We start from the raw sequence: 1495 nt of genomic DNA, 5'->3' as shown, positions 1-1495 counted from the left end.
CCTATAGAGGCGGGCTGTCGTATGACTGGCTGAAGATCAAACGTCCAGGCGCCACCCCGCCTGGACGATTTCGCCGCTAGGGCTAAACCGTGCTGAGCTGTATATTCATACAGTATACTGTATGAATATACAGTATCGATACGGAAGCCTCCATGTCCGCCACCACCTTTTTTCTTCTTCTCGAAGCTCACTATTTCGGCGAGGACAGCGAAGAGTTGCGTCTGCCCTGCGAAGCGATTGCCGCTACAGCCGGGGGTCTGGTTATTGCCGGTGTGGAGACACAGTGCCTGCGCGAGTTGAAGTGGCGACCCGACTACTTGTCCTACTGGGCGGAAGGCCAATTGCTGCGCCTTGCTGTCGGTCCATGGATCGAGTTGAACTCGACCACGGTGCGGTTCTCGCTGCGGTGATGCCATGGCCGGGAAAGAGATACCGCAGGATCTTCCAGCACTGACGCAAGAGGAGTTGCGCGACATTGGGCTGCGACATCGCAATCCGGATGTTAGGGATCTGCTTTGGGAAATTGCGCGTCTGCGCCAGACCGTTCAGCAGGCACATTACATCGCCGAGTTGCTGTATGGGAAAGGCGGAACGATGGCCGATAGCTGGCTCCAGACCTTAATGGCAGAGCCATGCATTGTTGAGTTACTGGAAGACGACTATGCCAGTGGCATTCCTGGCTCACGGGGATGGCGGGGCGAAGTGCGTACGCCGGAACATGAGGTGAGCCTGGCGCGAATGCGCGCAGAGGCACAAAGCCGCATCGCAATGCGTCGCGAGAGGGGGCGAAGGTAGCGGAAGGGGCGCGCGACCACTTCACCCCAAAAGATATGGCGCGACCACTTCACCTCGCTGGGCGCTGGAACCGGCAACTTATGCGAGCATCAGCTGCGGCGGAGCGTCATCGATGCGCGCCGACGGGAGGGCGGTCGGGGCGATTGGGGTGGGCGACGGCAGCAGAACAAGGCCAGTCCCGCCGTCGGCCTCGGACACACGAAGCCCGGGATACACCAGCGCAACGCGCTTGAGCGATTCAACGAAATCGCTGCGGAAATCGCGCAGCCGTCCATAGGTCGATCCGAATTGCTGGTACAACTGCTCCCACGTCGGATAGGCCGGACGCGTCAACCTGAACATCCGATATGCCAGCCACTGGTAGATATCCAGGTCCATGGGCGAGCGCTGGAGCGCCATGACGGCCCGTAGGTCAACCGGAATGCAATGGCTGGTGATCTCGTTGAAGAAATTCTCGGTGAGTGTGATTTCAGACTCGAACAGTGAACCCTGCTGCGATGCCCGCTCATCTGCGTCGAAGAACAGGGAATACTCGTCTGCAAAGTTCAGGAAATCCGTGTGTTTGAGCTTGGCGGTCAGCAAGTCCGCGCGCTTGGCCGTAGCGAGGTGGGCCGGAAGCGTGACGAATGCCGCTCGACTCTGCAGCAGGCGGTCCGCTTGCTCGATCAGCATTTTGCCGGCACCGCGCTTGCCGCGACTC

Annotated in this window: 3 protein-coding genes; 2 read left to right on the top strand and 1 reads right to left on the bottom strand. The window is 59.5% G+C overall.

What is annotated here, in order from left to right:
* Positions 1-152 precede the first annotated feature (152 nt).
* Positions 153-410: a hypothetical protein gene (locus tag E1J61_RS37235; protein ID WP_133098702.1), complete on the top strand. Its 258-nt coding sequence runs from the start codon at positions 153-155 to the stop codon at positions 408-410.
* A 4-nt stretch (positions 411-414) separates the two neighbouring features.
* Entirely contained in the window at positions 415-795 is a 381-nt protein-coding gene (locus E1J61_RS37230; RefSeq protein WP_133098701.1) for a hypothetical protein, read from the top strand.
* Positions 796-873: 78 nt separating this feature from the next.
* Here E1J61_RS37230 and E1J61_RS37225 read toward each other — a convergent pair.
* On the bottom strand, positions 874-1495 hold a 622-nt coding region (locus tag E1J61_RS37225; protein ID WP_243737148.1), incomplete at its 5' end, for a replication protein RepA.

Source organism: Cupriavidus sp. L7L (genome assembly GCF_004353535.1).
Lineage (GTDB): Bacteria > Pseudomonadota > Gammaproteobacteria > Burkholderiales > Burkholderiaceae > Cupriavidus > Cupriavidus oxalaticus_A.
This window is presented reverse-complemented; position numbering and strand designations above follow the sequence as displayed.